Origin of the sequence: Aeromonas sp. A04, assembly GCF_047780465.1 — a bacterium.
Taxonomy (GTDB): Bacteria; Pseudomonadota; Gammaproteobacteria; order Enterobacterales; family Aeromonadaceae; genus Aeromonas; species Aeromonas bestiarum.
In genome coordinates this window covers 117,954-142,427 of the sequence record NZ_JBLNHP010000004.1, presented here as the reverse complement: position 1 = coordinate 142,427, position 24,474 = coordinate 117,954, and the positions used below count along the sequence as shown (strand labels likewise).

Sequence of the window (24,474 nt, the reverse complement as noted above, 5' to 3'; positions counted from 1 at the left end):
CCGCAGTGATGCGAAGGTGGCGGAATTGGTAGACGCGCTAGCTTCAGGTGTTAGTGTCCCACGGATGTGAGGGTTCGAGTCCCTCTCTTCGCACCATGCTTCTCCAGACAGGATGTAAATCAAAACTGCTAACACAATGTGCGAAGGTGGCGGAATTGGTAGACGCGCTAGCTTCAGGTGTTAGTGTCCCACGGATGTGAGGGTTCGAGTCCCTCTCTTCGCACCATACTGCAACATGCTTTTATCAGACAGCATGTCAATCCAGACTGATAACCCGAATGTGCGAAGGTGGCGGAATTGGTAGACGCGCTAGCTTCAGGTGTTAGTGCCCCCCGGGTGTGAGGGTTCGAGTCCCTCTCTTCGCACCATGATTCTGACATGTAAAAACAGAGCAATGCGCTCCAACCGCATTTAAAAACCAGCTGGAGAAAATCAGTGTGCGAAGGTGGCGGAATTGGTAGACGCGCTAGCTTCAGGTGTTAGTGCCCCCCGGGTGTGAGGGTTCGAGTCCCTCTCTTCGCACCATGATTCTGACATGTAAAAACAGAGCAATGCGCTCCAACCGCATTTAAAAACCAGCTGGAGAAAATCAGTGTGCGAAGGTGGCGGAATTGGTAGACGCGCTAGCTTCAGGTGTTAGTGTCCCACGGATGTGAGGGTTCGAGTCCCTCTCTTCGCACCATTCATTACATAAAAAGCCCATCACGCAAGTGATGGGCTTTTTGTTTTTACTCCTTGTTATGACTATGCTTTTGACGACTTACCGCCCATCGTCATGCCAAGGAACGCATATGATACTGGATACCGACATTCACAACTTCTACGAGCATCTGGTGCTCAAGGAGATTGAGAGACAGGGTCTGAACCTGACGCTGAACACCAACCAGATAGCCGATCTCTGCTGCCTGACCCTCAACCAGCTGCCCTCCCACTACATACGTCACGACGTCGACATGATCTACTTCCTGACCGATGCCAAGCGTACCGAGATGGAGAAAAACGTCATTGAGTCGCTCAAGCTGGCACAGGAGAAGGTTCAGAGCGCCCCCATCCCCTGATCCTCACCAGGGCTGCTGCCAGATCAGAGCCGCTATGCCGGTCATCCCGGCCACCGGCAGCAGGATAAGGGCAGGCCTCAGCCTGGGTTCCAGCATGACCCAGGCGGCCAGCACAAAGCCAAGACTCCAGATGCCGTACTCTTTCTCCTGGCCCCAACCCAGCACGGCCAGCAGCCCGACCAACAACATGACTCTCACAATCCAGATCATGGTGATGCCTCCTCCCGCATTACTTGATAACGATTATCATTTGTATTTTAGGAGTATGCAATCGGACTTTTCTATCAGAGTCGAATGTCCCATAGGGGCAAACAGAGCACTCAAAAACGGGTTATGAGATCAACTAATTTGTAAGTTTTTCAATCAAAACTGCATTTTTGCTAAATCTGTTGGGATTTGCCCCCCCTGGTTTGTGGTAGATTGCGGCCTCTTTTTGGGTTGGCCCCTCGGGATACGTGTATCCACAGGACGAGAGGGACTGACCTTGGCGAGCAAGAGTTTAGGAAGTATCTATGCAAAACCAACAAAACCACATCCGACTACCGGGCATGTCGCAGGTGTTTACCTGCCTGGCCATTTTCCTGGCCCTGGCCTTCTCGTTTACCAGCGTGCTCGACCTGCCAATCCAGTTGGCGCTGTTCATCGCCTGGTTCGTCATCATGGGGCTTGGCATCAAGCTCGGCCATGATTACAAGTCCCTGGAGCAGGCCGCCGTCGATGGCGTCTCCAAGGGGATGGGGGCCATCCTGATACTGGTCTCCGTCGGTGCCCTGGTCGGCACCTGGATCGCCGGCGGCATAGTGCCCAGCATCATCTACTTCGGTCTCAAGGTGATACACCCCTCCATCTTCCTGCTGGCGACCCTGATCATCTGCTCCCTCACCTCCCTGGCCACCGGTACCTCCTGGGGCTCTGCCGCCACCGCCGGCATCGCCATGATGGGCATTGGCCACAGCCTGGGAGTCCCCGCCCCCCTGGTGGCCGGCGCCGTGCTCTCCGGTGTCTATTTCGGTGACAAGCTCTCCCCGCTCTCCGACTCCGTGGTGCTGGCATCGACCATGTCCAACGTCGATGTGGTGGAACACATCAAGGGGATGCTGCCCATCAGCCTAGTCTCCTATGTCATCACGGCCGTGCTGTTCACCCTGGTCGGCATGCAGTACTCCGGCAATGTCAGCCTGGAGCAGGTCAATCTGGTGATGGAGGCGCTCGACAAGCAGTTCAACATCACGCCGCTGGCCATAGTCCCCGTGGTGCTGGTGCTGGGCCTGCTGGCCAACCGCAAACCCGCCTTCCCGGTGATCAGCTTCGGCGCCCTGCTGGGCCTGATCTGGGCCATCGCATTTCAGGACATGGATCCGGTCAAGGCGATGCACTCAGCCTACAGCCCCTTCCCCATCATCTCCGGCATCGACTTCATCGACAACATCCTGGGTCGTGGTGGCATGGAGTCCATGCTGGGCTCGGTGGCCGTGATCATCTTCGGTCTGGGCTTTGGCGGCCTGCTGGAGAAGGTCGGTATTCTGGACGTGATTGCCGGCGCCTTCGAGAAGCGCATCAACAGCGTCGGCAGCCTGACCAGCCACACCATAGGCACAGCCTTCCTGGCCAACGTGTTCGGCTCGGCCATGTATGTGTCGCTGATCCTGACCCCCAAGATCATGGCCAAGAACTACGACCGGCTGGGACTGGCACGCAAGAACCTCTCCCGCAACGCCGAGTTCGGCGGCACCCTCACCTGCGGCATGGTGCCCTGGAGCGACAACGGTATCTTCATGGCCGGGGTGCTCGGGGTCGCCACCCTCGACTACCTGCCCTACATGTGGCTCAGCTTCACCTGCATCATAGTGACCATCACCCTCGCCTACCTGGGCAAGGCGGTGAACCGGGTTCCGCTGGTGGCCGCTGCCAGCTCCCGCTAATCGTTGCGAGATCAATGACAAAGGCGCCATCACGGCGCCTTTTGTTTGAGCGGGATTCGAGGTTAAGCTGGCAGCCACCCCAGTCGCGAGTGGCAGGATGCCCAGATGAATTTTACCTTTCGCCAGATCCGCTATTTCGTCGCCGTGGCCGACAGCTTCTCGGTCAGCCGCGCAGCCGCCGAGCTGCACATCTCCCAGTCGGCGGTCACCAGCGCCATTCGCGAGCTGGAAACCGAACTGGGCGCAGCCCTGTTCGAGCGCAATCCGCGCGGGGTCAGCCTCACCACCCAAGGCCACCAGTTTCTGCTGCACGCCCGCCGCATCCTCGGCGCCATGACGGAGGCAGGCCAGTCCCTCAAGGCGGTGGCCCAGCAGGATCAGGGGCAGCTCACCATAGGCGTGACTACCTTGGTGGCCGGTTACTACCTGTCGGAAGCGCTCGGCCGCTTTCGCCGCGCCTTTCCGGCGGTGCGGATCGAGGTGAAGGAGGATGAACAGCCCTATCTCGAGCACCAGATAGTCAACGGCGAGGTGGACGTGGGGATCCTGATGACCAACCGCACCATCCGCCAAGAGGCGTTCGATACCGAGCTGCTGACCCGCTCGCCGCTGCGGGTCTGGCTCGCCGCCAACCACCCCCTCTGCACCGAATCGACCCTCTCCCTCAAGGCACTCGGCGAAGAGCCCATGATCTCGCTGACCGCCGATCAGCTGGACCAGATCATCGGCGGCGGCCTGCGCCGCTACGGCATAGCCCCGCGCATCGTGCTGCGTACCGCCTCGGTGGAGGCGGTACGCAGCCTGGTCGCCAGCCAGCTCGGGGTTGCCCTGTTGCCAGACTTTGCCTATCGCCCCTGGTCACTAGAGCAGGAGCGGGTCGAGGCCCGCACCATCAAGGAACCCATTCCCGCCATCGACATAGGGCTGGTGTGGCGGCGCGGCTCGCGGCTGGATTGGACTGCCCGCGAATTCATCGACATAGTGCGGGATCAGAGCCGCTTGCGGGCCCGTCAGCAGGTTTCTCGCTAACCGTTCCCGGAGACCTGACGACCGTATTTGCCACAGAAATTCAGATTCATCTGCACTCGATATCGATTTAGCAGATACCTCTGGCGTTAAAAATTGAAATTCTCATTACCACCGTCTTCTCCTACGCTCATGACTGGTTAACAGGATGTTAATTGCCATTGCGGTATCGCCATGGTTTCCGATCATGCAAGGAGAGCAAGATGAAACTGACCCCCCTGACCCTGGCCCTGATCCCCGCCCTGCTGGCAGGCCAGACCCAGGCCGCCCCGACCGAACTCGGCAAAGGTGAAGGCCAACTCAATATCGTGGCCTGGGCCGGCTACATAGAGCGTGGCGAGACCGACAAGAACTACGACTGGGTGACCGGCTTCGAGAAGGAGACTGGCTGCAAGGTCAGCGTCAAGACGGCGGCGACCTCGGACGAAATGGTGGCGCTGATGAACGAGGGAGGCTTTGATCTGGTGACCGCCTCCGGTGACGCCAGCCTGCGCCTCATCGCGGGTGGCAAGGTACAGCCGCTCAACCTGGCGCTGATCCCGAGCTACAGCAAGATAGATCCCCGCCTGCAGAGTGCGCCCTGGCACACTGTGGAGGGAAAACACTACGGCGTGCCCTACCAGTGGGGTGGCAACATACTGATGTACAACACCAAGGTGTTCCCCAAGGCCCCTGACTCCTGGAGCCTGGTGTTCGAAGAGCAAACCCTGCCGGACGGCAAGTCCAACAAGGGACGGGTACAGGCCTTCGACGGCCCCATTCACATCGCAGATGCAGCCCTCTATCTGATGACCCACCAGCCGGCGCTCGGCATCAAAGACCCTTACGAGCTGAACGAGGATCAGTACAAGGCCTCCCTAGAGCTGCTGCGCAAGCAGCGCCAGCTGGTGGGCCGCTACTGGCACGATGCCTTCGTCCAGATCGATGACTTCAAGAACGAGGGAGTGGTGGCCTCCGACTCCTGGCCATTCCAGGCCAACACCCTGATCGCCGACAAGCAGCCCATCGCCACCACTGTGCCCAAGGAAGGGGTCACCGGCTGGGCCGACACCAGCATGGTACACAGCGAGGCCAAGAACCTGACCTGCGCCTACCAGTGGCTGGAGCACTCCCTCAACAACAAGCTGCAGGGGGATCTCGCCTCCTGGTTCGGCTCAGTGCCCGTGGTGCCCGCCGCCTGTGAGGGCAACGCCCTGCTGGGGAAAGAGGGCTGCAAGACCAACGGCATAGACAACTTCGATCGGGTGCACTTCTGGCGTACCCCCGTCTCCCAGTGCAAGAGCCAGGGGACTTGCGTGCCCTACTATCGCTGGGTCTCCGACTATATCGCCATCCTGGGTGGTCGCTGATGCAGATTGATCAGCACGACATCCATCGGTTCCCCTGCGCCAGTAACAGGAGACCCGCGTGTCCTCTGCACTATCGCTGGGTCTCAGACTATATCGCCATTCTGGGTGGTCGCTGAGCTTGAGCTGACTATGCGCAACCCAGCGGGCCGGACAGGAGTCCGGCCCATCCCTGCACAGACAAGGACGCTCCATGAACGCCGTACAATTTGACCGCGTCAGCCGCCACTATGGCGAGGTGAAGGCGGTCGACGACATCTCCTTCCAGATCCCTTCCGGCGAGTTTTTTACCCTGCTTGGCCCGAGCGGTTCCGGCAAGACCACCTGCCTGCGGATGATCGCCGGCTTCGAATACCCGAGCGAGGGGGAGATCCGCCTGTTCGGTGAGCCCTGCTCCCGGGTGCCGCCCTACGATCGCAACCTCAACACCGTATTCCAGGACTATGCCCTGTTCCCCAACATGGATGTGCGCGACAACATCGGCTACGGCCTGATGCTCAAGGGGGTGGCCAAGGCGGAGCGTTACCGCAAGGTGGACGAGATGCTGGAGCTGGTACGCCTGCCCGGCGTCGGCAGCCGCAAACCGGGCCAGCTCTCCGGCGGCCAGCGCCAGCGTATCGCCATCGCCCGTGCGCTGATCAACCAGCCGCGCATCCTGCTGCTGGACGAGCCGCTGGGGGCGCTCGATCTCAAGCTGCGCGAGCAGATGCAGCTCGAGCTGAAAGCATTGCAGCGCCAGCTCGGCATCACCTTCATCTTCGTCACCCACGATCAGCAGGAGGCGCTCTCCATGAGCGACCGCATCTGCATCTTCAATCAGGGCAAGATCGAGCAGATAGCCGCACCGGATACCATCTACGACGCGCCGGCGACACCGTTTGTGGCCCGTTTCGTTGGCACCGTCAATCTGTTCGAGGGGGAGCAGGCCAGACGACTGTGCGGTGACGAGCGCCAGATGATGGTGCGCCCTGAGCGGATCCGGCTCAGTGAGGCCGGCAGCCCCGGCTGGTCGGGCGAGATCCGCGAGGTGGAATACCTGGGTCCCTTCGTACGCTACCGGGTCGATCTGGGTGAGCGGCTCGAGCTTATCGTCAACCACCCCAACGAGGGGCAGGCCCGTCTGGCCCATGGCAGCCGGGTCAGCCTCAGCTGGCCGGAACAGGCCATTCATCGCCTGAATGGCTCCGAGTCCGGGGCTCAGCCATGAGCCTCCCCCACAGTGCGAGCCTTGCCATGAGCCACATCACAGAACCTGTACGCTTACGGCCATTGCGGCGCCTCTCCACCCTGCTCTACGGTCGACCCGGCCTGCTGCTGGGGATACTGCTCGGCCCACCGCTGATCTGGCTCGGTGTCATCTACGTGGGCTCCCTGCTGATGCTGCTCTCCAACGCCTTCTTCGGACTGGATGAGTTCAGCGGCCAGGTGCGCCACGAGCTGGGACTGCAAAATTTCGTCGCCCTGCTGCGGGCGGAGAACCTCGACGTCATAGGCCGCACCGTCGGCATGTCGCTGCTGGTGACCCTGGCCTGCGCGCTGCTCGGCTTCCCCATCGCCTACTACATGGCGCGTTACACCAGCGGCAAGACCCGGGCCCTGTTCTACGTGGGCATCATGCTGCCGCTCTGGTCCAGCTATCTGGTACGGGTCTACGCCTGGAAGCTGATCCTGGCCAAGGAGGGGGTCATCAGCTGGCTGGCGGACAGCCTTGGACTGGACTGGCTGCTGGATGGCATCCTCTCCCTGCCGGTGATAGGCGGCCCCTCGCTGTCGTTCTCGCGGCTCGGCACCTTCATCGTCTTCGTCTACGTCTGGCTGCCCTTCATGATACTGCCCATTCAGGCGGCGGTGGAGCGGATCCCGCGCTCCCTGCTGGAGGCGAGCAGCGATCTCGGCGCCACCCCGGCACAGACCTTTCGCACCCTGATCCTGCCGCTGGCACTGCCCGGCGTGGTGGCGGGTTCCATCTTCACCTTCTCCCTGACGCTTGGGGACTACATCATCCCCGGCATCATAGGCAACTCGACCATGTACATAGGCCAGGTGGTCTACATGCAGCAAGGCACGGCGGGCAACCTGCCCTTCGCCGCCGCCTTCTCGCTGGTGCCGATCCTCATCATCGCCATCTACCTCACCATAGCGAAACGTTTAGGAGCCTTCGATGCGCTCTAATCCCTCTATCAATCAGGACCATGGCCAGCGCCCATCCGGTCTGCTCAAGTACGCCGCCATCGGCGGGCTGCTGTTCCTGCACATCCCGATCCTGTTCATCTTCCTCTACGCCTTCACCAGCGAGAGCAAGAGTTACCAGTTTCCGCCCCCCGGCCTGACCCTGAAGTGGTTCGAGGTGACCCTGAACAGACCCGATGTGTGGCGCGCAATCCAGCTGTCGCTGGAGGTGGCGGGGCTGGCTACCCTGGCGGCCATGGTGCTCGGCACCCTGGCGGCAGGCGCCATTGCCCGCAGTCGCTTCTTCGGCCAAGAGGTGGTGTCGCTGCTGCTGGTGCTGCCCATCGCCCTGCCCGGCATAGTCACCGGCATAGCGCTGCGATCCGCCTACGGTCTGCTGGAGATCCCGTTCAGCTTCTGGACCATAGTCATAGGCCACGCCACCTTCTGCGTGGTGGTTGTCTACAACAATGCGCTGGCCCGTTTTCGCCGCACCAATCAGTCGCTGATCGAGGCCTCCATGGATCTTGGCGCCGACGGCTTCCAGACCCTGCGCTACGTGATCCTGCCCAATCTCGCCACGGCGCTGCTGGCGGGGGGCATGCTGGCGTTTGCGCTGAGCTTTGATGAGGTAATCGTCACCACCTTCACCGCGGGCCAGCAGACCACGCTGCCCATCTGGATGTATCAGGAGCTGATCCGCCCCCGCGATCGCCCCGTCACCAACGTGGTGGCCCTCATCATAGTGGCCTTCACCACTATCCCCATTCTGCTTGCCTACTACCTCACCCGCGACGGCCAGGATGTCACTGGCAGTGGCAAGTAACAACTCAACGCCCGTGCAAGGATGCAACATGAAGCTATCAACCCAACTCTTGATCGACGGCCAGTTTGTCACCGGAGACGGCCCAGCCGAGCCCATCCTCAACCCGGCCACCGGCGAGTTGCTCGCCTCCGTGCCCGAAGCCTCGTTCGAGCAGGTGAACCGCGCGGTGAACGGCGCCCAGCGCGCCTTCACCCAGTGGAGCCGCACCACCCCGGCCCAGCGCAGCAATCTGTTGTTGCGCCTCGCCGATGCCATAGAGCGCCATGCCGAGGAGTTCGCAGCGCTCGAATCCCTCAACTGCGGCAAGCCCTATCTGGCGGTGCTGAACGACGAATTGCCGGCTGTGGTGGACTGCTTCCGCTTCTTCGCCGGGGCGGCCCGCTGCCTGCAGGGGCCGCTGGCGGGGGAGTACATAGAGGGACACACCAGCATGATCCGCCGTGATCCCATAGGTGTGGTGGGCAGCATAGCACCCTGGAACTACCCGCTGATGATGGCGGCCTGGAAGATGGCGCCTGTGCTCGCCACCGGCAATACGGTAGTGCTCAAGCCCTCAGAGCAGACTCCGCTCACCGCCCTGCGCCTGGCCGAGCTCGCCAGCGAGCTCTTCCCCCGCGGCGTCATCAACATCGTCTGCGGCCGGGGCGAGAGCGTGGGGGCGCCGCTGGTGGAGCACCCGCTGGTGCGCATGGTGTCCCTGACCGGCGATATCGCCACCGGCCAGAAGATTTTGCAGAGCGCCGCCCGTACTATGAAGCGCACCCACCTTGAGCTGGGGGGCAAGGCGCCTGTCATCATCTTCGACGACGCGGATCTGGAAGCCGTGGTGGCAGGTATTCGTACCTTCGGCTTCTATAATGCAGGCCAGGACTGCACCGCCGCCTGCCGCATCTACGCCCAGGGAAAAATCTACGACAAGTTCGTCGCAGCCATGACGGATGCAGTGGCGTCCATCAAGGTGGGCAGCCAGCGCGAGGAGGGAGTGGAGATGGGGCCGCTCATCTCGGACCGGCAACGCAACCGGGTTGCCAGCTTCGTAGAACGGGCCCAGAGCAGCGGCCACGTGGAGGTGACGGCGGGAGGCAAGATCCGCCCAGGCAACGGCTTCTTCTTCGAGCCGACCCTGATCGTCGGCGCCCGCCAGGAGGATGAGATAGTGCGGCGTGAGGTGTTCGGCCCGGTGGTGTCGGTAACTCGCTTCAACGATGCAGAGCAGGTGGTGCAGTGGGCCAACGACTCGGACTATGGCCTCGCCAGCTCGGTCTGGACCCGGGATCTCGGCCTTGCCAGCAAGGTGGCCAGCCACCTGCAATATGGTTGCACCTGGATCAACACCCACTTCATGCTCACCTCGGAGATGCCCCACGGCGGCATGAAGATGTCCGGCTACGGCAAGGCTCTCTCTCTCTACGCGCTGGAGGATTACACAGTGCCGCGCCACATCATGGTCAAGCTCTGAAAACGACAAGGCTGGCCCTGGGCCAGCCTTGTCACTTGAGCCGTATCCCTCGCACTGCGCCCCTGAATTGTCCCCATCCCAAGCCCCTGAAACTCAAAGGCAGATGGCTTTCCCTAGGACAGCCGCCACAGCCAATGGTGATCCAGGATCAGCAGACCAAACAGCAGCATCAGGTGGTAGATGGAGAAACGGAAAGTCCGCATCGCCTGACCGGGCCGCTCCGAGTACTTCAGCAACCAGCCATGCCAGCAGAACAATAGGTTCAACATCAGGCTGCCTATCAGGTAGAGCAGGCCCGACATGCCGATCAGATAGGGTAGCAGGCAGATCAGGGTCAGCATCAGCAGATAGAGCAGGATCGCCGTCTTGGTGAAGGCAATGCCATGGGTGACCGGCAGCATGGGGATCTTGGCGCCGGCATACTCATCTCGCCTGTGGATTGCCAGCGCCCAGAAGTGAGGCGGCGTCCAGGCGAAGATGATCATCACCAGCAGCCAGGGTTCGGCCGAGAGCTGTCCCGTGATGCTGGTCCAGCCAAGCAGCGGCGGCATGGCTCCCGCCAGCCCGCCGATGACTATGTTCTGTGGTGTAGCCCGCTTCAACAACAGGGTGTAGACGACCGCATAGCCAAACAGGCTGGCCAGGGTCAGCCAAGCGGTCAGAGGATTCACGCCCCAATAGAGCAAGGCAAAGCCCAGCAGGGCCAGCCAGAACGCAAACGCCATCGCAGGTTTGGTGCCGATCCGCCCAGTGGCGACCGGTCGCCAGCGCGTTCTGCGCATCTGTGCATCAATGCCACGGTCCAGGATATGATTCATGGCCGCCGCCGCCGCGGCTAACAACCCTATCCCCACCAACCCGGAGACCATGTTGTCCAGCGAGGCCACCGTCGGCTCGGCCAGCAACATGCCGACCCAGGCGGTCAGCAGGAGCAGTGCCACCACCTTGGGTTTGGTCAGCTGGTAATAGTCCCGCAGCAACCGGATGTCTATGATGCGGGCCAATGACTTGCTGTTCATGTCTGACTCCTGATCGCCCCGGGCGACAGCAAGGGGGAAAGATAGGGGCGAGAGAGCCGCCCACGGGCCAGCACACAACACACCAGCAGGTGTGCCGCCACCAGGTTGTGCGCGAGAGCATTGGCCAGTGGCAGGGCCAGATGGACGTTCGCCAGCCCCAGGGCTATCTGCACGAGCAACAAGGCCAGCAACAATACCCCCAGGGGGCGCAAGAGGTGCCCCTGGCGGATCAGCCCGAGCGCGAAGGCTCCGACCAGCAAGACAGTGCCCAGGGCTCCGAGGCGGTGAGCTATGTGGATCGTCTGACGCGCCTCCTTGCCCAGCACACCAAACTCATAGCTGCCATGACCCAGGGGCAGATGAAAAGCCTCTCCCCACACCAGCTGGTTTTGCCAGCCATCCTGGCAGACCGGCAGTTCGACGCAGGCCATGGCGGCATAGTTGGCCGAAGTCCAGCCACCCAAGGCAATCTGCACCAGCAGCACGGCGCACGCCAGATTGCCCAGCCAGGGCAAACCCTGACCACAGATGACAGGGCTTGCCCTGGCGGGGTCGGTCGTCACGTCGACCCGATACAACCACAGCAGGGTCAGGATGGCGAATCCACCCAGCAGATGAGCCATCACGACCAGAGGATGCAGGGCCAGCGTCACAGTCCACATACCCAGCATGGCCTGACCCAGCACCAGGATGAGCAGCGCGCTGGCGATGCGGCGTAGGCGTTGTTTGCAACGCCAGCTCAGCATGAACAGGCTCCCGATGATGCAACCCAATGCACCTGCGAAATAGCGATGCACCATCTCACTGCGCGCCTTGTGGGGCTCCAGCGGGCTCTCCGGGTAAAGCAGGGCGGCTCGATCGATATGCGCAGATTGAGGGACAGCCAGCGAGCCGTAACAACCCGGCCAGTCGGGACACGCGAGTCCGGCATCGGTCAGCCGGGTATAGGCGCCGAGCAGTATGACCAGCGTCGCTAGGGCGATGGCGATCGACGCCAGCATCTTCTGACTCTTCATTCAGGGCCTCGCTGATATTTGAGCAACTGCTGCACATCCGACAGCACTGCCTTGCCAAACAGCGGCCACTGCGCCGTGTTGGCAGGCACCTCGTAACGCAGTATGGCCAACCCCTGTGAGTCCACCAGCATGATGTCCCCCGTTTTGATCTCTGCGCCTGCCTCGGGCGCTGGCTCATCAACCAGTTGCACCAGCGCCAGCTTGTCCAGGTTGCGGCCCAATGCGCTCCGGATCCGCTGCATCAGCACCGGCACCTGCCGACATACAGCCTCACACTGCCTGGCTTCCAGATAAACCAGCCGCCATTTGGTCTGGCTCGACGGGAGTGGTTGCAGCAGGTAGACGTCTTTGCTCAGCCATTGTCCCTTGTTGCGAGTGCCGGGTTCATACCAGCCCTGTCGCAACGTCAGTGCGGCCAGCACCACAGGCAACAGGATCACCAACGCAAATGCGACAGGCACCTTCCACTTATCCATCGGACCTCCTGCTCAGCACCCAGCCGCCACACAGCGTTACCAGCGCCAGTCCCAACCACTGCACCGCATAGGCCCTGTGCTTCTCTGGCAGCATCACATGCTGTTGATAGTGGTAGATAAAAGGAGACGTCTGCTGGTAAAAAACGGCATCGACGAGGGACAAGCCACTGATCCGGTTCAGGCTATCCACCCTGATGGCTTGCAGCCGGTTCGGATAGGGACCCGCTTCTATGTTCTGTCCCAGCAAGACGCCGCCGGGCTTGATCCGCAGCAGGCCGTTAAGCTCGAACCTTGCCGGAATGACGGGGAGTGGCAGCTGCTGGCGCTGCGCAGGGGCAGGAAGCCAGCCCAGATTCACCAGCAACGGGGGGGAGTGGCTGTCGGCGCGTACCGGGATGATCACATCATATCCAGCCTCATGCGCGACCAGCTGATTGTCCAGCAGCCAGATATAGGGGGCCACCCACTCCACCTTTCCCCGCAAGGGTGCACCGTCCAGACGCTCAGCCTGCCGCCAGTCGATCTCGGTCAGCGTCAATGGCACCGCCTGCTGCAGGGTGGCCACATGGGCCAGCCACTCCTCCTTTTCAGCCGCGCGCTGCCATTGCCAGAGCGCCAGCTTGCACAAACCGGCAGACACACCCAGAGTGAATATCAGCAGGATCCAGCGCCTGTGATGGAATGGTCGCTGCTTATGCCACGTCGCCATGTCGCGCATCTTTTGGAGGGCCCTAACATGTTGATCAAGATAGTGCTGGTGCTCATGTTGCTGCTCATCATAGGGCAGCTGTTCCATGCTCTCTGGCTGATGTTGAGCACGGGTCAGCCCGCTCGGAAGATGTCGGTTCCACTGGGTCGCCGCGTCCTGTTCTCTCTGCTGGTGGTCGCCATCTTGCTGCTCTCGCTGGCAATGGGCTGGATTGAGCCCAATCCACACCCCTACTAGACGAATATCAGAGCAGATACACAAAGACAAAGAGGCATAGCCAGACAACGTCAACGAAATGCCAGTACCAGGCAGCGGCCTGAAAGGCGAAGTGCCGCTCGGCGGTAAAATGATCCTTCAGCACGATGCGCAGCCAGATGATCAGTAGGAATACAGTCCCCAGGGTGACATGCAAGCCATGGAAGCCGGTCAATATAAAGAAGGTATTGCCATATATTCCGGAGTCCAGCCGCAAACCCAGCTCTCGGTATGCATGCATGTATTCGTAGCCTTGCAGCCACAAGAAGGTCAGGCCAAGCAACACTGTGCTCAGCAGCATCCATTTGAGCCGTTCTCTTTTACCCTGCTCCAACCCTGTATGAGCAAACAGCAGCGTCACGGAGGAGCTCAGCAACACCAGAGTGTTGACGAGCGGGATCCCATGCCAGGGCATGGCCTGGGTTTGGGTGCCTCCCGGGGTCTTGAGCATGGGCCAGTGCGCGGAAAAGTCCGGCCACAACAGCTGCGCCGTCATTGCCTTGTTTCCTGCACCATCCAGCCATGGCATGGCGAGTTGTCTGGCATAAAACAGCACACCAAAAAATGCCAGGAAGAACATCACCTCGGAAAAAATGAACCAGACCATACCTTGCCTGAAGGAGCGATCCATCTGGGGGCTGTACAACCCAGTCATGGACTCATGGATAATGTGACGGAACCAGCCAAACAACATGAACACCAGCAATATGACGCCCGCCATCATCAGATAGCGGCCAATGCCCGATTGCTTGTGTGCTATTTCATTCACCAGATGGCCCGCACCGAAGGCCAGGAGAAACAGTGCCAGGGCGCCGATAATGGGCCAATGACTCTGCTCAGGGACGTAATAATGCGAGTTCACCTTGGCCATGATTATTTCCTCTGCGCCAACGCATCGGCTGGCTTGGACTGCGTAATGTCATAGAGCGAATAAGAGAGCGTGATGGTGTTGATGTCGGAGGGCAGGGCGGGATCGACATAGAACTTGAGTGGCATCAGCTTGCTTTCCCCTGCCCGCAATTCCTGACGATGGAAGCAGAAACATTCCACCTTCTTTAAATAGGCGGCGGCGGGTCCGGGGGAGACTGATGGGACAGCCTGGCCAATCATGGTGCGATCCGTCGGATTGAATACCCGGTAATTGACCAGTTTCATTTCGCCAGGCCGTATCGATAGCCGCTCTGTCTCCTGAGTAAACTGCCATGGCATCTGGGTGTCCGCATGAGCAAGAAACTCCATCTGTATGGTACGTTTGCTGTCGATCACGGCGCGATCCGCGCTGGCCGGCTGCTCGGCGGTCTTGCCGTTGAGGCCGGTGATCCGGCAAAGAACGTCATACAGCGGCACCAACGCAAATGCAAAACCAAACATGACGGCGATGACCAGGACCAGCTTTTTCAGCAGAGGCCCATGATTGATTTGTGTCATATGCCCCTCCTACTTGATATCTGGCGGTGACTGGAAACTGTGATAAGGGGGCGGAGAGGGCAAGGTCCATTCCAGCCCTTCCGCACCTTCCCACACCTGTGCCGTAGCCTTATTGCCGCCACGGATGCATTTGATGACACCCCAGACGAACAACAGCTGTGACAACCCGAAAGCAAAACCACCAACGCTGATCAGCGCATTAAAGTCTGCAAATTGCAGTGCATAGTCGGGTATCCGGCGAGGCATGCCCGCCAGGCCGACGAAATGCATCGGAAAGAACAGCACATTGACCGAAATAAGTGAGCACCAGAAATGCCATTGTCCCAGTCGCTCGTCATACATATGGCCGGTCCATTTTGGCAGCCAGTAATAGGCCGCAGCGAGAATGGAAAATACCGCCCCGGTAACCAACACATAATGAAAATGGGCCACGACAAAATAGGTATCGTGATATTGGAAATCGGCCGGAATAATGGCCAGCATCAACCCCGAGAAACCGCCTATGGTAAACAGGGTAATAAAGGCGATAGCAAACAGCATGGGGGTCTCGAACGTCAAAGAACCTCGCCACATGGTCGCCACCCAGTTAAATACCTTCACACCGGTCGGCACCGCGATCAACATGGTGGCGTACATGAAGAAGAGCTCGGCGACCACGGGCAGCCCCGTCGTAAACATGTGATGAGCCCAGACCAGAAAAGACAATATCGCTATGCTGCTGGTGGCATAAACCATGGAGCGATAGCCAAAGAGTTTCTTGCGAGAGAAGGTGGGAATGATGCTGGATACTATGCCAAAGGCGGGCAGTATCATGATGTACACCTCAGGGTGACCAAAGAACCAGAATATATGCTGGAACATCACAGGATCGCCCCCTCCTGCGGCATCAAAGAAGCTGGTACCAAAATACTTGTCCGTCAATACCATGGTGACAGCCGCTGCCAATACCGGCATCACAGCAATCAACAGAAAGGCCGTTATCAACCAGGTCCATACAAATAGCGGCATCTTCATCCAGGTCATGCCTGGTGCCCGCAAATTGAAGATGGTGACGATGACATTGATGGCTCCCATGATGGATGAGATGCCCATGATATGGATTGCGAAGACAAACAACGCCGTACTGTTGCCGCTGTATTTGGTCGACAAGGGGGCATAGAAGGTCCAACCCGAACTTGGGCCACCACCATCCATGAACAGACTCGACAGCAGGATCAAGAAGGCAAACGGCAGGATCCAGAAACTCCAGTTGTTCATCCTGGGCAGGGCCATGTCAGGGGCCCCAATCATCATGGGGATCAACCAGTTGGCCAGGCCGGTGAACGCCGGCATCACGGCGCCAAAGACCATGACCAGACCATGCACTGTGGTCATCTGGTTGAAGAACAGGGGCTCGACCAGCTGTAACCCGGGCTGAAACAGTTCGGCCCGGATCACCATGGCCATGGTGCCACCGGTAAAGAACATGGTCAGGGCGAAGAGCAGATAGAGGGTGCCAATATCTTTATGGTTAGTGGTATATAACCAGCGCCTCAGTCCTGCTGCCGGTCCATGGGAGTGGCCTGCGTGCAGGGTCTCGATGATGCCATCGCTCATGCCGACTCCTTATTTGTCATTTTTCAGAATGGACTGCACATCCGCAGCCTGAATGACATCGCCCGTGTTGTTGCCCCAGGCATTGCGCTCATAAGTCACCACGGCGGCAAGTTCCTGAACCGTGAGCTGCTTGCCGAATGCCTGCATGGCGGTCCCGCTCTTGCCATGCAGGACCAGGTTCAGGTGCTGGGCACGATTTTCCGCCAAGGTAGTGATCTTGCTGCCCTTCAACGCGGGGAAGATCCCGGGTAATCCGGTTCCTCCTGGCTGATGGCAGGCCGAGCAATGACCCAAAAAGATTTTCTCTCCCAACGCCATGGCCTGCGGCAGGGTCATGATCGTACTGGCCTGCTCCTGCTGCTGAGCCTTGGCAGCGGCCTGGGCTTCCGCCGTTCTGGCAATCCAGCCCTCAAACTCCTCGGCGGTTTTGGCGACCACCACTATGGGCATGAAGCCATGATCCTTGCCGCATAGCTCGGCACACTGCCCCCGATAGGTGCCGGGTCTGTCTATCCTGGTCCAGGACTCATTGATGTAGCCGGGATTGGCATCTTTCTTTACCGCGAAGGCGGGCACCCACCAGGAGTGAATGACATCATCCGATGTCATCAAGAAGCGAATTTTCTTGCCCACAGGCAGCACCAGCGGCTGATCGACCTCCAGTAAATAGGTGTCACTCTTGGGCTGATCGCCGGAAATCTGCTTCTTGCTGGTCGCCAGCAAGGAGTAAAACGCCACCGGATGCTCTAGGTATTTGTAGTGCCATTTCCATTGAGATCCCGTGATGAGCACTGTCAGATCGGCTTTGGAAGTATCTTCCATCTTCAATAGCGTCGATGTGGCCGGCGTGGCCATCGCCACCAGGATCAGCACAGGAATGGCAGTCCACAACAATTCAATCCGGGTGCTCTCATGAAACTGGGCGGCCTGGGCGCCACGTGATTTTCGATGATGGATAATGGACCAGAGCATGGCGCCAAAGACGAGCAGACCGATCAGGCAGCAGATATAGAAGATGGTCATATGCAGGTCATAGACCTGCTGGCTGATGGCCGTCGCCCCCCGCGTCATGTTGAATGTTATCTCGCTGGCAAAAACGCTCTTGCCAGCAAGGCACTCCATCCACACGCCATGCCTGATCGCATTTTTTCCCACTTTGCACTCCCTGTGCACGCTGGAAAGGACCGCAAGCCTCGCCAAGTAAAGCATCTAACCATATGAAAATAATGAATTTATTAAAATCACTCTCACAAACAAGTATTAGTCCATATTTTGAAAAAGCCACCATGATGTCGATGATCCTGGACTCATCAGAGCAGTTTGTATCAATTCATGGCTCACCGGATGGCAATAAACATCAACAGCAGGGATTGGAGGTGGGAACCTTGACGTAGGGGGGCTGGGACAGCTTTATTTAAAACTGTCAGTGGCGGCTGCATATGAATGGCTCACCCGGTGATGCCAACCTGATACAGAGGAGAAAAACGGGATACGACGCTCCACAAACTCAAGTAGAGAAGGAATAACGCTATGATATTAAATCACTTATGGGGATTGTATGCCCATCCTCACACCGAATGGCATACCATAGACGAAGGTCACGACAGCTTCAGAAACAGTCTGACCCATATTCTTGTCGTGGCCCTTATCCCCTCGGTCTGCGCCTACTACTCCGCCGTTCACATCGGCTGGAGTATCGGTGTGGGTGATCCCATTACCCTGACCGCAGAGAGTGCATTCATGCTATCGGTAGCCATGTATATCGCGCTCATCGCTGGCGTGTTTTCACTGGCCTATCTGGCACACTGGATGGGACACACCTTTGGCTCAGATCCCAGCTATACGACGGCGCTCGAACTGGCAGCCTATACCTCTACCCCCCTGTTTATGGTTGGCTTCTCGGCCTTTTTCCCGCACCTCTGGTTTGTCATGATCATTGGCCTGATAGGGCTGAGCTATTCCATCTACCTGCTCTACGTCGGCGTGCCAATACTGATGCACATCCCCAAGGAGCAAGGGTTCATCTATGCCAGCTCTGTGGTAACGGTCGGATTGGTGCTGCTGGTCTGCGTGCTGGCAACCACGGCCATTCTGTGGGGTTCAGGTTTTGGCCCCGTCTTTACGCAATAGCACCCTGGCCACAGCAGCATCCGCTCTATGGTCAGCCATCACCAGAAATGACAAGGGCGCCTTTATGGCGCCTTTGTTATTGGGCTGAATTGCATCACTCGCTCGGCATTGACTGCGACAAAAGTACGAGCAACCTCAAACAACCCTGACATTGCCTCACTCCAATGACCTTGCTGATCAGCCACCGAGTGGATAACGACAATTAGCGCTGTTTACCGCTGCCGATACCAAACGGGATGCGGTAGTCACTGCTCTGCTCACCCAGGCTGACGGTCAGGTTGCCCTGAGCACGGCTTGGAATGCGAACCTGCTGGGTACCCGCCAGATTGGCGTGGACTGAGGCCACGACATCGCCAGACTCGTCACGCACTTCCAGCATGGGGTTGGCCTTGCCATCCACGGCGGCGGTCGCATGCCAGTTTACAAACAGCACGCCCGGCGCGGCATTGAAGTCAGCGGGGACGGAAGCCTGGGCGAAACCGGCGGTCATCAGGCCTGCAACGGCCAGCATCTTGATTACGTTTTTCATGTTCATTCACTCTCTTGGTTTTTATGTCATTGCCAAGGCCGTTTCGGCCTGAATCAATGCATCCGTGCAAGAGGTTATTCAAATAGTATGTTGTTCTTTCACCGACATCCGACACCCCGTTTGATGGTGTCACAGCCTGGAACGACCTGTTATTTGGCCGCTTGGCGTTCCTGCCTAAGCGTTGAGTGAATATTAAACACCTCTACCGACCTTTGTTAGCGAGATAAACTGGCCTAGATGTTCAAAAAATCTGAAGTGGATGTACATCCCGAGTTCAGCGAACAACGGCCAAAGAAAAGGGCAGGAGAGCCTGCCCTTGGTGTTGGAAAGTACGCGCTGACGGAAGCGCTAGCAGCCCGCCAGCTCCTCTGCAGTCATGGGCCGCAGCACCTTGCAGGGGTTGCCGACGGCAACCACGTTGGCCGGGATATCCCTAGTGACCACAGAGCCCGCACCTATGACGCTGTTGTCCCCTATGGTGACGCCCGGGCAGATGACGACGCTGCCACCGATCCAGACGTTGTGACCGATGCGCACCGGCTTGCCGAACTCGACTCCGGCCACCCGCGGCACCACCGCCACCGGGTGGGCGGCGGTGTAGATCTGCACCCCGGGCGCCAGCAGCACGTTGTCACCGATATGCACCTCGCAAACATCGAGGATGGTGCAGTTGACGTTGGCGTAGAAGTTCTCCCCCACGAAGATATTGGCACCATAGTCGCAGAAGAAGGGCGGGTTGATGGCACAGGAAGCGCCGCGGCTGCCGAGCAGTTCCCGCAGCAGGGCGTCCCGCGCCGGTTTCTCCTGCCAACTGGTGTTGAAGCTGTGATAGAGGAAACGACAGCGCTCGCGCGCCGCCTTGAGCTCGGGATCGCCCGCATCATAGGGCTGACCCGCCACCATCTTCTGCCACTCGGGGCCAGGTATGGCTTGCCGAGCCTCTGTTGCCGCCATGGGCGTTGCCTGTGTCATCGTCTATTCCACCAGCCAGATAAGGGATTCATAAGGGCGCAGCATACAGGACTGCGGCCGGGCCGGGCTATCCGGGTAGTTGCCAAGCAGCAGACGCCCCTCGCCAGCCAGCCTCTGCGCAGGCAGCACGAACTCCGTCGGCTCGCCGTAGAAGTTGCTCACCACCAGCAGGGTCTGGCCGTTGGCACTGCGGGTATAGGCCCAGATCCGCTGATGACCCGCCAGCAGCTCCTGATAATCCCCCTGTGTGAAGATGGAGTGTGCCTTGCGAAGCGCGATGAGATCCCGGTAGTGCCAGAACACCGAGTTCTGGTCGGCCAGCGCGGCTTCGGCGTTGATCTCGGGGTAATTGACAGCGGGGGTGAGCCAGGGCTCACCTTTCGTAAAACCGGCGTTGGGGGCCGTGCTCCACTGCATGGGGGTACGGGAGTTGTCGCGGGACTTGGCGCCGAGAATGGCGAGGATCTCGGCCTCCGCCATGCCTTCGGCCTGCTTGATGGCGAAGATGTTGCGGCTCTCCACATCCTGATAGTCGCCGATGCACTGATAGCCGGGATTGGTCATGCCGATCTCCTCCCCCTGATAGATGTAGGGGGTGCCCTGCAACCCGTGCAACGTGCTGGCCAGCATCTTGGCGGCCACCACCCTATGCTCGCCCTCGTCACCGAAGCGGGAGACGATGCGCGGCTGATCGTGGTTGCACCAGAACAGCGCCGACCAGCCCTTGCCGTGCATGCCGCTCTGCCAGTGGTTGAAGATGCGCTTCAATTCGAGGAAATCGAACGGCGCTTTCGTCCACTTGTCGCCGTTGGGGTAATCCACCTTCAGATGGTGGAAGTTGAACACCATGGAGAGCTCAGAGCCATCGAGGGCGCCGTAGCGCTGGCAATGTTCCAGACTGGTCGATGACATCTCTCCCACCGTCATGGCCCCCACGGGGGCAAAGACATCGCGACTAACGTCTTGCAGGTATTCGTGGATGCGCGGCCCGTCTGTGTAGAAGCGGCGGCCATCGCCAATCTCGTCGTTCGGGAACGCCTGATCCTTGGAGATGAGGTTGATGACGTCGAGGCGGAAACCGTCCACCCCCTTCTGCGCCCAGAAGTGAATGATGTTTTTGACCTCGGCACGCACCGCCGGGTTTTCCCAGTTGAGATCCGCCTGCTCGCGGGCAAACAGGTGCAGATAGTACTGGCCGGTAGCCTGATCCAGCTCCCAGGCGCTGCCACCAAACTTGGACTGCCAGTTGTTGGGCACGCCGCCGTCCACCGGATCCTGCCAGATGTAGTAGTCGCGGTAGGGGCTGTTCTTATCCCCCAGCGCTGACTTGAACCAGGCGTGCTCGGTGGAGGTGTGGTTCACTACGATATCCATCACGATGCGGATGTCGCGCGCGTGGGCGGCAGCCAGCAGCGCCTCGAAGTCGGCCATGGTGCCGTAGGCCGGGTCGATGGCCAGGTAGTCTGCGATATCGTAGCCGTTGTCCACCTGCGGGGAGACGTAAACCGGAGTCAGCCAGAGGGCATCGACCCCCAGGGTCTTGAGATAGTCGAGGCGGGCCATGATCCCCTTGAGATCGCCGGTGCCACGGGCAGCGGAATCCTGAAAGCTCTTGGGATAGATCTGGTAAATCACGGCGCTCTGCCACCAGGGTGTTTGACTCATGGGTCTTTCTCTTGTCTCGAATATGAAATGGAGAGGGCGACCCGCGGGTCGCCCTGATGCGTTGAGTCAGGCGCGGGCCTGGGCCAGCTTGCCAGCCGCTTGCTGGCGCTTGTAGACCAGCAGAGTCAGCACCACGGGCACTACTATGGCCACCAGCATGGCGACTGAGTAAACGGCCCAATACTGGGGCTGGATGGAGAGGATGCCCGGCAAGCCACCCACCCCTATGCCGTTGGCCATCACACCGGCGAAGCCACAGATGAGCGCCGCCAGGCTGGAACCCACCATGGCGCACAGCATGGGGAACTTGTATTTGAGGTTGATGCCGTACATGGCCGGTTCGGTCACGCCCAGGTAGGCGGAGATGGCGGCAGGCACGGAAATCTCCCGCTCGTTCTCCTTGCGGCTAATCAGAATGATGCCGACGACCGCAGAAGCCTGGGCGATGTTGGAGAGTGCGATCAGCGGCCAGATCGGGGTACCGCCCATGCTCTGCATCAACTGCAGATCCACAGCGTTGGTGGTGTGGTGGATACCCGTGATGACCAGGGGCGCATAGAAGAAGCCGAACAGGGCAGCGCCTATGGGAGCGAAGGAACCTGTCATGGCCGCCTTGGCGGCGAAGCCGACGCCTTCACCAATCCAGCGACCGAACGGGCCGATAAAGGCGTGGGCCACTATCACCGCCAACAGCAGCGAGACGAAGGGCACAATCACCAGATAGAGATAGGCCGGAATGATGCGCTTGAGGTTGGTCTCCACCCAGGCGAGGAATACCCCCGCCAGCAGGGCCGGAATGACCTGGGCCTGATAACCCACCTTCTGGATGACGAACAGGCCGAAGTCCCACACCTCTGGGGTCTGCTGACCAATGCCATAGGCGTTCATCAGTTGCGGCGACACCAGCGTGATGCCCAGTACTATGCCGAGGATCTCGGAGCCGCCCATCTTCTTCACCGCAGACCAGCAGACGCCAACCGGCAGGAAGTGGAAGATGGCCTCGCCCAGCAGCCAGAGGAAGGCGTGGACCTGAGCCCAGAACTGGCTGATCTCGGTGAGGGTATGAGTGCCATCGTCGAACATCTTGATGTCGCCAATGACGTTGCGAAAGCCCAGGATCAGGCCGCCGGTGATGATGGCGGGCAACAGGGGCACGAAGATCTCCGCCAGGTGGGAGATGCCGCGCTCCAGCGGATTCATGTTCTGACGGGCAGCCAGCTTGGCGGCATCCTTGCTGCCACCGCTGACACCTATCTCCTCGGTGAGCGCCTTGTACCACTGCTCCACCTCGTTGCCGATGACCACCTGGAACTGGCCGCCCTGAGTGAAGCTCCCCTTCACCGCAGGTATGGTTTCGATGGCCTTGCTGTCGGCTTTGGCCGGATCGTTCAGGACGAAGCGCAATCGAGTCAGGCAGTGACTGACGGTGGCAATGTTCTCCTTGCCGCCGATCTTGTCGATCAGGGTGGCAAGCTGCTGTGCGTTGATCTTGGACATGAGTCTTCCCTCTGTGACTCCATTGATATTGGTCTGCATCGCCCTTTTGAACCAGTCTGCTGGTCTGAGCGTTTTTGGTATCGTTCCCATTTAGCATGCAGCCAATTTGAACGGATCGAAATGGGAACGTTCCCATTTCGTGGTCAACATCACAAAAAGCGCGTTTTTTGTGCAAGGCTAAGTGATGGGGCTCACAGTGTGTGGCTGGGGGCTATGGTCGCCAGCGGGCGGTGATCCTGCTCGATCTGGCCGAGCAGCTGGCGGGCCGCCTGCTCCCCCGCGCCCTTGTAGCCAAGATCCAGGCTGAGGGCGTTGGGAAAGAGGAAACTGAGCATGGGGTTGTTGCCAAGGCCTGTTACCAGCACCTCGCTACGCCCTTGTTCCTGAAGGTATTTTGCAGCACCTATGGCGAGGGTGTCACTGGCGCAGACCAGCGCCTGGGTGGCGGGGGTGAGCAGCTCGGCTGCCAGCCGGTAGCCGCTCTGCAGGCTGAGATCGCCGAGGGCACTGCGCGCCGTCAATCCCTGTTCGGCGCAGTAGCCGAGATAGGCATCAAGCCGGCGCTGACCCGTGGTGAGATCCGAGGTATCCACCCCCAGATAGGCAATGTCGCCGACTCCGCGGGTCGTCAGCTCAGCCAGCATGGTGCGTACAGCCCCGGCATCGTCGAAGCAGACCGAAGAGAAGCCGGGATAGTCCCGGGCCACCAGCACCAGCTTCTCTTTCAGCGGCACCATGGCGTCGTAGTCCAGATCGTTGAAGGCAAACAGGATGATGCCATCCACCCCGCGCCGCTCCAGCACAGCCAGATGCTCCTGCACCTTGGCGGGGGAGAACTTGCTCTCCATCAGCACGGCGTCATAGCCACGCTGATAGAGGGTCTCCAGCATGCCCCGCACCGCCTGATTCTCCGAGCTGGAGTCGAGCCGGGAGACTATGATCCCCACCACCTGCTGGCTCTGGCTGCGCATGGCCCGCGCCGACTTGCTCGGCACGAAGCCGTGTTCGGCGATGACCTGCTCCACCCGCTCGCGGGTCGCCTGTTTCACCTTGGGATCCTGATTGAGCACCCGGGAGACGGTCGACTTGCCGACGCCCGAGAGGCGGGCGATATCGAGGATGGTCAGTTTCTTGTCCATGAATTGGCTCACAGGAGGCTCGGCGGTGGAATTGCCCACATTGTTGTGATTAAGCCCTGTGAATACAAGCCCATGGCGTTAGAATGCCTTTTTTGCCCCGGCGAACGTCGTGCCGCTCGCCATCGCACAGGACGCGCATCATGGGTCTGTTGGTCAGTCTGCTTCTATCCCTCTCCGTCACGGGCCCCGTCTATCGCACAGGACATCCATTATGAGTCTGCTGGCCAGTCTGATCTT

At 59.5% G+C, this 24,474-nt stretch carries 24 protein-coding genes and 5 tRNA genes; 15 read left to right on the top strand and 14 right to left on the bottom strand.

What is annotated here, in order from left to right; genetic code table 11:
• Nucleotides 1–10 precede the first annotated feature (10 nt).
• From ACM3N8_RS14195 to ACM3N8_RS14170, 6 genes are all read left to right on the top strand, one after another.
• A tRNA-Leu gene (locus ACM3N8_RS14195) sits at nucleotides 11–96 on the top strand.
• Between the two features lie 44 nt (nucleotides 97–140).
• Nucleotides 141–226, top strand: a tRNA-Leu gene (locus tag ACM3N8_RS14190).
• 56 nt (nucleotides 227–282) lie between these two features.
• A tRNA-Leu gene (locus ACM3N8_RS14185) sits at nucleotides 283–368 on the top strand.
• Nucleotides 369–439: 71 nt separating this feature from the next.
• A tRNA-Leu gene (locus tag ACM3N8_RS14180) sits at nucleotides 440–525 on the top strand.
• Between the two features lie 71 nt (nucleotides 526–596).
• Nucleotides 597–682: transfer RNA gene (locus tag ACM3N8_RS14175), tRNA-Leu, on the top strand.
• Nucleotides 683–791: 109 nt separating this feature from the next.
• Entirely contained in the window at nucleotides 792–1,058 is a 267-nt protein-coding gene (locus ACM3N8_RS14170; RefSeq protein WP_290018501.1) for a late competence development ComFB family protein, read from the top strand.
• Nucleotides 1,059–1,061: 3 nt separating this feature from the next.
• On the opposite strand, the gene ACM3N8_RS14165 is transcribed toward ACM3N8_RS14170, so the two are convergent.
• Nucleotides 1,062–1,268: a hypothetical protein gene (locus ACM3N8_RS14165; RefSeq protein ID WP_021141290.1), complete on the bottom strand. Its 207-nt coding sequence runs from the start codon at nucleotides 1,266–1,268 to the stop codon at nucleotides 1,062–1,064.
• A gap of 302 nt (nucleotides 1,269–1,570) precedes the next feature.
• On the opposite strand from ACM3N8_RS14165, the gene nhaC reads away from it, so the two are divergent.
• The 7 genes from nhaC (at nucleotide 1,571) to ACM3N8_RS14130 (ending at nucleotide 9,806) form a co-directional block, all read left to right on the top strand.
• Nucleotides 1,571–2,980 carry a Na+/H+ antiporter NhaC gene (nhaC, locus tag ACM3N8_RS14160; RefSeq protein WP_274452787.1) on the top strand — a complete coding sequence of 470 codons (1,410 nt, stop codon included), beginning with the start codon at nucleotides 1,571–1,573 and terminating at the stop codon, nucleotides 2,978–2,980.
• Nucleotides 2,981–3,085: 105 nt separating this feature from the next.
• Nucleotides 3,086–4,009: a LysR family transcriptional regulator gene (locus tag ACM3N8_RS14155; protein ID WP_290018499.1), complete on the top strand. Its 924-nt coding sequence runs from the start codon at nucleotides 3,086–3,088 to the stop codon at nucleotides 4,007–4,009.
• Nucleotides 4,010–4,209: 200 nt separating this feature from the next.
• Nucleotides 4,210–5,355 carry an ABC transporter substrate-binding protein gene (locus ACM3N8_RS14150; protein ID WP_274452789.1) on the top strand — a complete coding sequence of 382 codons (1,146 nt, stop codon included), beginning with the start codon at nucleotides 4,210–4,212 and terminating at the stop codon, nucleotides 5,353–5,355.
• Between the two features lie 190 nt (nucleotides 5,356–5,545).
• Nucleotides 5,546–6,559, top strand: coding sequence for an ABC transporter ATP-binding protein (locus tag ACM3N8_RS14145; RefSeq protein WP_290018497.1), 1,014 nt, complete (start codon nucleotides 5,546–5,548; stop codon nucleotides 6,557–6,559).
• Nucleotides 6,556–7,524, top strand: a complete 969-nt coding sequence (locus ACM3N8_RS14140; RefSeq protein ID WP_290018496.1) for an ABC transporter permease — start codon at nucleotides 6,556–6,558, stop codon at nucleotides 7,522–7,524. The genes ACM3N8_RS14145 and ACM3N8_RS14140 overlap by 4 nt, the downstream gene beginning before the upstream one ends.
• On the top strand, nucleotides 7,514–8,347 hold the full coding sequence (locus ACM3N8_RS14135; protein ID WP_290018494.1) for an ABC transporter permease: 834 nt from the start codon (nucleotides 7,514–7,516) through the stop codon (nucleotides 8,345–8,347). Before ACM3N8_RS14140 ends, ACM3N8_RS14135 begins: the two co-directional genes overlap by 11 nt.
• Nucleotides 8,348–8,375: 28 nt before the next feature.
• Nucleotides 8,376–9,806: a gamma-aminobutyraldehyde dehydrogenase gene (locus ACM3N8_RS14130; RefSeq protein WP_416016240.1), complete on the top strand. Its 1,431-nt coding sequence runs from the start codon at nucleotides 8,376–8,378 to the stop codon at nucleotides 9,804–9,806.
• Nucleotides 9,807–9,919: 113 nt separating this feature from the next.
• Here ACM3N8_RS14130 and cyoE read toward each other — a convergent pair whose 3' ends face one another.
• From cyoE to ACM3N8_RS14110, 4 genes are read right to left on the bottom strand one after another with little or no spacing between them, the layout of a single operon-like run.
• On the bottom strand, nucleotides 9,920–10,825 hold the full coding sequence (gene cyoE, locus ACM3N8_RS14125) for a heme o synthase (RefSeq protein WP_290018490.1): 906 nt from the start codon (nucleotides 10,823–10,825) through the stop codon (nucleotides 9,920–9,922).
• A complete protein-coding gene (locus tag ACM3N8_RS14120; protein ID WP_290018488.1) occupies nucleotides 10,822–11,841 on the bottom strand; it encodes a COX15/CtaA family protein in 1,020 nt (339 codons plus the stop codon). The genes cyoE and ACM3N8_RS14120 overlap by 4 nt, the downstream gene beginning before the upstream one ends.
• A complete protein-coding gene (locus ACM3N8_RS14115; protein WP_290018487.1) occupies nucleotides 11,838–12,317 on the bottom strand; it encodes a hypothetical protein in 480 nt (159 codons plus the stop codon). Before ACM3N8_RS14115 ends, ACM3N8_RS14120 begins: the two co-directional genes overlap by 4 nt.
• Entirely contained in the window at nucleotides 12,310–13,026 is a 717-nt protein-coding gene (locus ACM3N8_RS14110; RefSeq protein WP_290018486.1) for an SURF1 family protein, read from the bottom strand. Before ACM3N8_RS14110 ends, ACM3N8_RS14115 begins: the two co-directional genes overlap by 8 nt.
• 27 nt (nucleotides 13,027–13,053) lie before the next feature.
• Between ACM3N8_RS14110 and ACM3N8_RS14105 the strand changes: the two genes are divergently transcribed.
• Entirely contained in the window at nucleotides 13,054–13,263 is a 210-nt protein-coding gene (locus tag ACM3N8_RS14105; RefSeq protein ID WP_290018484.1) for a DUF2909 family protein, read from the top strand.
• Nucleotides 13,264–13,270: 7 nt separating this feature from the next.
• Here the strand turns inward: ACM3N8_RS14105 and ACM3N8_RS14100 are convergent, their stop codons facing one another.
• The 4 genes from ACM3N8_RS14100 to coxB are packed head-to-tail and all read right to left on the bottom strand — an operon-like array spanning nucleotide 13,271 to nucleotide 17,427.
• Nucleotides 13,271–14,152, bottom strand: a complete 882-nt coding sequence (locus ACM3N8_RS14100) for a cytochrome c oxidase subunit 3 (RefSeq protein WP_043554395.1) — start codon at nucleotides 14,150–14,152, stop codon at nucleotides 13,271–13,273.
• Nucleotides 14,153–14,154: 2 nt separating this feature from the next.
• A complete protein-coding gene (locus ACM3N8_RS14095) occupies nucleotides 14,155–14,709 on the bottom strand; it encodes a cytochrome c oxidase assembly protein (RefSeq protein ID WP_274452847.1) in 555 nt (184 codons plus the stop codon).
• A gap of 9 nt (nucleotides 14,710–14,718) precedes the next feature.
• Nucleotides 14,719–16,305, bottom strand: coding sequence for a cytochrome c oxidase subunit I (ctaD, locus tag ACM3N8_RS14090; protein WP_290018483.1), 1,587 nt, complete (start codon nucleotides 16,303–16,305; stop codon nucleotides 14,719–14,721).
• 9 nt (nucleotides 16,306–16,314) lie between these two features.
• Nucleotides 16,315–17,427 (bottom strand): cytochrome c oxidase subunit II, encoded by a 1,113-nt coding sequence (coxB, locus tag ACM3N8_RS14085; RefSeq protein WP_290018481.1) that lies wholly within the window; start codon nucleotides 17,425–17,427, stop codon nucleotides 16,315–16,317.
• A 408-nt stretch (nucleotides 17,428–17,835) separates the two neighbouring features.
• Between coxB and ACM3N8_RS14080 the strand changes: the two genes are divergently transcribed.
• Nucleotides 17,836–18,435 (top strand): Yip1 family protein, encoded by a 600-nt coding sequence (locus ACM3N8_RS14080; protein ID WP_290018480.1) that lies wholly within the window; start codon nucleotides 17,836–17,838, stop codon nucleotides 18,433–18,435.
• A gap of 202 nt (nucleotides 18,436–18,637) precedes the next feature.
• Here ACM3N8_RS14080 and ACM3N8_RS14075 read toward each other — a convergent pair whose 3' ends face one another.
• The 5 genes from ACM3N8_RS14075 to treR all read right to left on the bottom strand — a co-directional run bounded on the left by ACM3N8_RS14075 (nucleotide 18,638) and on the right by treR (nucleotide 24,237).
• Nucleotides 18,638–18,970 (bottom strand): hypothetical protein, encoded by a 333-nt coding sequence (locus ACM3N8_RS14075; protein ID WP_241325577.1) that lies wholly within the window; start codon nucleotides 18,968–18,970, stop codon nucleotides 18,638–18,640.
• Between the two features lie 342 nt (nucleotides 18,971–19,312).
• Nucleotides 19,313–19,936, bottom strand: a complete 624-nt coding sequence (locus ACM3N8_RS14070; protein ID WP_416016239.1) for a sugar O-acetyltransferase — start codon at nucleotides 19,934–19,936, stop codon at nucleotides 19,313–19,315.
• Nucleotides 19,937–19,939: 3 nt separating this feature from the next.
• Entirely contained in the window at nucleotides 19,940–21,601 is a 1,662-nt protein-coding gene (treC, locus tag ACM3N8_RS14065; RefSeq protein ID WP_416016238.1) for an alpha,alpha-phosphotrehalase, read from the bottom strand.
• Nucleotides 21,602–21,667: 66 nt separating this feature from the next.
• Nucleotides 21,668–23,098: a PTS trehalose transporter subunit IIBC gene (gene treB / locus ACM3N8_RS14060; protein ID WP_416016237.1), complete on the bottom strand. Its 1,431-nt coding sequence runs from the start codon at nucleotides 23,096–23,098 to the stop codon at nucleotides 21,668–21,670.
• A 191-nt stretch (nucleotides 23,099–23,289) separates the two neighbouring features.
• The gene (treR, locus tag ACM3N8_RS14055) at nucleotides 23,290–24,237 is read right to left on the bottom strand and encodes a trehalose operon repressor TreR (RefSeq protein ID WP_416016236.1); all 948 of its coding nucleotides are present in this window, start codon (nucleotides 24,235–24,237) and stop codon (nucleotides 23,290–23,292) included.
• Nucleotides 24,238–24,474 lie beyond the last annotated feature (237 nt).